Source organism: Janthinobacterium rivuli, from assembly GCF_009208735.1.
In the GTDB taxonomy this organism is placed as follows: Bacteria; Pseudomonadota; Gammaproteobacteria; order Burkholderiales; family Burkholderiaceae_D; genus Janthinobacterium.
On record NZ_WFLJ01000021.1, the window covers coordinates 114755 to 120917 of the forward strand.

5 protein-coding genes and 1 pseudogene are annotated in these 6163 nt (G+C 70.3%); 3 read left to right on the plus strand and 3 right to left on the minus strand.

Annotated features, from left to right (window positions below; genetic code table 11):
- Positions 1-25 precede the first annotated feature (25 nt).
- Together GCN78_RS24620 and GCN78_RS24625 are read left to right on the plus strand one after the other, a co-directional pair.
- Positions 26-1831, plus strand: a complete 1806-nt coding sequence (locus tag GCN78_RS24620) for a PHA/PHB synthase family protein (RefSeq protein WP_152254064.1) — start codon at positions 26-28, stop codon at positions 1829-1831.
- Between the two features lie 24 nt (positions 1832-1855).
- Positions 1856-2701, plus strand: coding sequence for a universal stress protein (locus tag GCN78_RS24625; RefSeq protein ID WP_152254065.1), 846 nt, complete (start codon positions 1856-1858; stop codon positions 2699-2701).
- A 5-nt stretch (positions 2702-2706) separates the two neighbouring features.
- Here the strand turns inward: GCN78_RS24625 and GCN78_RS24630 are convergent, their stop codons facing one another.
- From GCN78_RS24630 to GCN78_RS24640, 3 genes are read right to left on the minus strand one after another with little or no spacing between them, the layout of a single operon-like run.
- On the minus strand, positions 2707-3405 hold the full coding sequence (locus tag GCN78_RS24630) for a VIT1/CCC1 transporter family protein (protein ID WP_152254066.1): 699 nt from the start codon (positions 3403-3405) through the stop codon (positions 2707-2709).
- A gap of 13 nt (positions 3406-3418) precedes the next feature.
- On the minus strand, positions 3419-4807 hold the full coding sequence (locus GCN78_RS24635) for an ATP-binding protein (protein WP_152254067.1): 1389 nt from the start codon (positions 4805-4807) through the stop codon (positions 3419-3421).
- Positions 4804-5490 (minus strand): response regulator, encoded by a 687-nt coding sequence (locus tag GCN78_RS24640; RefSeq protein ID WP_152254068.1) that lies wholly within the window; start codon positions 5488-5490, stop codon positions 4804-4806. The genes GCN78_RS24635 and GCN78_RS24640 overlap by 4 nt, the downstream gene beginning before the upstream one ends.
- Before the next feature lie 111 nt (positions 5491-5601).
- On the opposite strand from GCN78_RS24640, the pseudogene GCN78_RS24645 reads away from it, so the two are divergent.
- A pseudogene (locus GCN78_RS24645) lies at positions 5602-6163 on the plus strand (efflux RND transporter periplasmic adaptor subunit); the annotation flags it as partial.

A 6163-nucleotide genomic window follows, 5' to 3' on the forward strand; every position in this document is an offset into this window, starting at 1 on the left:
GTGAAAAAATGACAGGAGCCCTGGAATGAGCAAGACGCAGCCGAGCAATGCGACGCAACAAGTGGAACATGAGCGCCTGGGCAGCGCCTGGCAAGGCGCGCCGGCGCATGACTATCCGGAAAGCGCGCCGGAAGGCGCCACCCTGGACCTGCTGCTGAACGCCTGGCTGGGCAAGTTCACGGGCGGCATTTCGCCGGCCGCGCTGGGCAACGCCTATGCCGACTGGCTCAGCCATCTGGCGCTGGCACCCTCGAAGCAGCAAGCCCTGCTGCAGGAAGCGTGGAAGAAGATCGGCCGCTGGCAGCAGTACGCCGTGCAATCGGTGGTGCCGGGCGCACCCTCCGCGGCGCCCTGCATCGCGCCGCTGCCGCAGGACCGGCGCTTCGAGGATCCTGCCTGGCAGCGCTGGCCGTACAACCTCGTCTACCAGGGCTTCCTGCTGCAGCAGCAATGGTGGCACCGCGCCACCACGGGCGTGCGCGGCGTCTCGCCGCACCACGAGGACGTCGTCACGTTCACCGTGCGCCAGTGGCTCGACATGCTGGCGCCGTCGAACTTCATGCTGACCAATCCCGTGGTGCAGCAAGCGACCCTCGAAAGCGGCGGCGCCAGCCTGGCGCACGGCATGGTCCACGCGGTCGAGTACTGGCAGCGCGCCGCCATGGGGCGTGCCGCGCCCGGCGAAGCGGCGTTCAAGGTGGGGCAAACCGTGGCCGTCACGCCGGGCAAGGTGGTCTACCGCAATGACTTGATCGAACTGATCCAGTACGCCCCCACGACGGCCCAGGTGCATGCCACGCCGCTGCTGTTCGTGCCCGCCTGGATCATGAAGTTCTATATTCTCGACCTGTCGCCACACAATTCGCTGGTGCGCTACCTGGTGGGCCAGGGCCACACGGTCTTCATGATTTCCTGGAAAAACCCGCAGGAAGAAGACCGCGAGCTGTCGCTGGAAGACTACCGCCAGCTGGGCGTGATGGACGCGCTCGACGCCGTCGTGCGCATCACGGGCGCGCCGCAGGTGCACGCGACCGGCTACTGCCTGGGCGGCACCCTGCTGGCGATGGCCGCCGCCAGCATGGCGCGCGACGGCGATGCGCGCCTGGCCAGCCTCACCATGCTGGCCTCGCAAGTCGATTTCAAGGAGCCGGGCGAACTGTCGCTGTTCATCGACGAGAGCCAGGTCAGCTTCCTGGAAGCGGCCATGTGGAAGCAGGGCTACCTCGACACGAGGCAGATGGCGGGCGCCTTCCAGCTGCTGCGCTCGAATGACTTGATCTGGTCGCGCCGGCTGCGCCATTACCTGCTGGGCCTCGATGACCAGGGCAGCGACCTGATGGCCTGGAACGGGGACGCCACGCGCATGCCCTGCCGCATGCATTCGGAATACCTGCGCCGCCTGTTCCTGCACAACGACCTGGCCGAAGGCCGCTACCGCACTGCGGGCCGCCACATCGCCCTGCCCGACATCCACGCGCCCATCTTTGCCGTCGGCACCCTGACGGATCACGTGGCGCCGTGGCGCTCCGTGTACAAGCTGCAGCTGCTGACGGACACGGACGTCACCTTCCTGCTCACCTCGGGCGGCCACAACGCGGGCGTCGTGTCGCCGCCGGGCCAGCCGGGGCGCAGCTACCAGCTGGCCACGCACCGCCACGACGAGGCGTATGTCGACGCGGACAGCTGGCAGCGCGACGTGCCGCACCACGACGGTTCATGGTGGCCCGCCTGGCAAGCCTGGCTGGAAGAACGCGCGGGCGCGCTAGTGGCGCCGCCGGCCATGGGGGCTGCCTTGGGCGACGCGCCGGGCAGCTACGTGCTGCAGACCTGACCACCGATAACCGAGGAAAATGCCATGCCCTACACCACCCTGCTGGTCCACGTCGACAATTCCCGCCACTGCGCCCAGCGCATCCGCCTGGCCGTGCGCCTGGCCGTCGCCGAAGGGGCCCACCTGATCGGTTCAGCCATGAGCGGCATCTCGCGCTATGCGTATGGCGGCGGCGTCAACGCGCTGCAGTTCGCGCCGGCGCAGATGCAGGCGCTGCGCACCCAGGCCAGCGAGGCCTTGCACGAATTCGAGCGCATCGCCCGCGAAGAAGGCCTGGGCACCTATGAAACGCGCTTCGTCGACGACGACGCGCAAGGCGCGCTGCTGCTGCAGGCGCGCTATTGCGACTTGCTGATCCTGGGCCAGACGGACGCGCAGGATACGCCGTCGCGCGTCATCGCCGGCACGGCCGAATACCTGATGCTCCATTGCGGCCGGCCCGTGCTGATGGTGCCGCACGCGCCCTCCGCCGCGCCGGCGGGCGTGCCGCAGCATCCGCTGCTGGCCTGGAACGGCAGCGCCGAAGCGCTGCGCGCCATCACCGATGCCCTGCCGCTGCTGCAAAGGGCGCGGCAGGTCAGCCTGGCCGTCGTCAATTCGCACGCCCAGCCGGCCGCGCATGGCGAGCAGCCAGGCGCCGACCTGGCCCTGTACCTGGCGCGCCACGGCGTCAACGTCGAGGTGCTGCAGCACGACACGCCGCCAGGCCAGGACGTGGGCACGGCACTGCTGGCCATCGCGGCGCAGCGGCATTGCGACCTGATCGTGATGGGCTGCTACGGCCACATGCGCCTGCGCGAAGCGCTGCTGGGCGGCGTCACGCGCACGGTGCTGCAGGAGATGACGTTGCCGGTGCTGGTGTCGCACTGACGGCGTCAAGCCGCCGTGATGCCAAACAGCGCGCCGATGCCGGACGCCGCCGCCATCGACAGCGCGCTCCAGAACACCACGCGCAGCACGCCCCGGCCCACGCGCGCGCCGCCCGTCCTGGCCGCCAGGCCGCCCAGCAGCGCCAGGAACAGCAGCGAGGAAGCGACGATGGCCGGCGCCAGCAGGACCATGGGCGCCAGCAGCACCACCAGCAGCGGCAGCGCCGCGCCGACGGCAAAACTGAGCGCCGAAGCCAGCGCCGCCTGCAGCGGGCGCGCGCGCATGCTCTCCGTGATGCCCAGTTCATCGCGCGCATGGGCGCCGATCGCGTCATGCGCCATCAGCGCCTTGGCCACCTGGGCGGCCAGCGCCGGCGCCAGGCCGCGCTCCACATAAATATGCGTCAGCTCGCGCAGCTCGCCCTTGGGATCGTCGCGCAGCTCGCCGCCCTCGCGCTCCAGCGCCGCCTGCTCCGTATCGGCCTGCGACTGCACCGACACATATTCGCCCGTGGCCATCGACATGGCACCCGCCACCAGGCCGGCCACGCCGGCCACCAGGATGCTGTCGTGCGTGGCATGGGCCGCCACCACGCCCAGCACCAGGCTGGCCGTCGAGACGATGCCGTCATTGGCGCCCAGCACGGCGGCGCGCAGCCAGCCTACGTTGTCGAGCCGGTGCAGCTCGCGGTGTCGCAATGGCATTGGTCAGACTCCTTTATTCATGCAGGGATGGACCCAAGGGTAGCGGAAAGCGCACCGTCACCACCAGGCCCGCGCCATCGGGCCCGGCGGCCAGCTGCACGCTGGCGCCATGCGTTTCGGCGATGCGCCGCACGATAGACAAACCCAGGCCGCTGCCTGGCTGCTGCGCGCCGGCGGCGCGGAAAAAACGTTCGAACACGCGCTCGCGCAAGGGTTCGGCGATGCCGGGCCCCGTGTCGCTCACGCGCAGCAGCACGCCATTGGCCTCGATGCCGCAGGCCAGCGCCAAGGTGCCGCCGGCCGGCGTGTAGCGCATGGCATTGTCCACCAGGTTGCGCGCCAGGATCAGCACATGGTCCGGCTGCAGCCGGCATGGGCCCGTGGCCAGGTCGGCCCGCAGCTGCAAGCCCTGGCGCTGCGCCTGCGCCATCCAGGACGGCAGCTGCTCGGCCAGCACGGCGGCCAGGTCCAGCACGGGCAGGTCGAGGGGCGGCTGCGACTGCGGGTCGAGCCGCGACAGGGTCAGCAACTGCCCCACCAGGCGCGTGGCGCGGTCCACGCTCAGGCCCAGGCCGGCCACGGATTCCTCGCGTTCCGCATCGCTGCGCGCCCGCTGCAGCACCTGCAGGTTGGTCTTGATGGCCGCCAGCGGCGTGCGCAGCTCATGCGCGGCATCGGCCGTGAAGCGCTGTTCCTGCTCGCGCGTCTGGCGCACGCGCAGGAACAGGCGGTTGATGGCCTGCAGCAGCGGCTGCACTTCCACGGGCGCGCCCGTCACGCTGACACTGGCCAGATCGTCGGGCGTGCGCTGCGCCACTTCGTCGGCCGAGCGGCGCAGCGCGCGAAACACGCGGTTGATGCTCCACCAGATGGCCAGCGCCGCCAGGGCCGCCATCGGCAGGCCGATGGCCAGCAGCTTGACGGCGAAGCGGCTGCTGATTTCCTGGCGGTGGCTGGCCGGTTCGGCCACCTGGATCTGCAGCCGGGCGTCGTGATTCCAGCTCGTGTAGATGCGCCAGCGCCGGCCATCGTTGTCGCGCCAGCTGTAGCCGACGTCGGCCGGCGCGGCGAACGCCTGGTCCGGCGCGCCGGCATTCTTGTACAGCAGGCGGTGCTGCGCATCCCATACCTGGAACAGCAGATACTGGCGGTGGTTGCGGTTCTGCGCCACCGGCATCACCAGCGAGGTGCTGGCGCCGTGCTCCTGCACCTCGTGCTCGGCCAGCGACAGCAGCAAATGCCCCGTCTCGGCCAGCGACTGGTCGAACAGTTCCTGGCTTTCGCGCCCCGCTTCCAGGTACACGATGGCGGCGCTGAAGCCCCACAGCGTGAACGTCAGTCCCAGCAGCACGGCCAGCAGCGTGCGCCGCAGCGACCAGGCGCGCGGGGCGGACGCCGTCATGGACGCGCCTGCACATCGTGCGTGGCGGGCCGGTCGATGCTGTAGCCGATCGCATGCACGGTGCGGATCAGCGCCTTGCCCAGCTTGCGCCGCAGATGGTGGATATGCACCTGCAGCGCGTTACTGTCGACTTCCTCGCCCCAGCTGTAGACGCCCTCTTCCAGCTGCACCCGGCTCAGGATGCGCCCGCGCTGTTCGACGAGCATCAGCAGGATGCTGAATTCCTTGCCCGTCAGGGGCACGTCCACGCCGGCCTGGCGCACCTGGCGCGCGGCGACGTCGATGACGATATCGCCATGCACGAGTTCTTCGCGCGTGCGCCCGGCCGCGCGGCGGCAGGCGCTGCGCATGCGCGCCGCCAGCTCGTCGAGGTCGAAGGGTTTGACGATGAAGTCGTCCGCGCCCGCGTCCAGGCCCGCCACGCGGTCGGCGATCTGGTCGCGCGCCGTGACGATCAGGATCGCCCCGTCATAGCCGCCGCGGCGCAAGGTCGCCAGCGCCTGCATGCCATCCTCGCCAGGTAGGGCCAGGTCGAGCAGCAGGCAGCCGTAGCGGTGCAGGCGCACGGCCGTGTGCGCGCTTTCGGCCGACTGCACCCAGTCGACCGCATAGCCGGCCTGCTCCAGCCCCATCTGCGTGGCGCGCCCCAGCTGGGGGTCGTCTTCTGTCAGCAATATGCGCATCGTGGCTAGTCCTGTCCTGATTTCATGCCCGCAGCGTAGGCGCCGGACATTAAGAACTTCTTAACATCTGCTGGCGACCATCGCCGCATCTTCCACTTCCGGCCGCCTCCCATGTCCGCTTCCTCCCATCTTAACCGCTGCCCGCCTTGCTGGCCAATACTGGCCCTGCTCGGCTGGCCCCTGCTGTCGGCCGCCGCGCCGCAGCAACTGCTCCTGAGCGCGCAGCAAATCAGCCGTGCCGGCATCGCCACCGCGCCGGCCGTCGCCACGCTGGCCGGCGACGCTGCGCCGGCGGGCAATGACCTGGTCCTGTCGGGCACCGTGGTGGCGCCGCCGGACGCCGCCGCTCTGGCCAGCGCCGCGCTCGATGGCGTGGTGCGGCAAGTGCACGTGACGCCGCTGCAGCAGGTAGGCGCCGGCACGCCGCTGCTGACCCTGTACAGCCTGGGCTGGCTCGAGTGGCAGCGCGCCTACCTGGAAAAGACCAGCGCGGCGCGGCTGGCGCGGGCCAGGCTGGCGCGCGACGAAGGGCTGTACGGCGACGGCATCATCGCCCGCGCGCGGCTCGATGAAAGCCGCGACGCGGCGCAGCTGGCCACGCTGGCGGCCAGCGAGCGCGAGCAGGCGCTGCGCGGCGCAGGCCTCGATGGCGTGGCGCTGCGCCTGCTGCGCG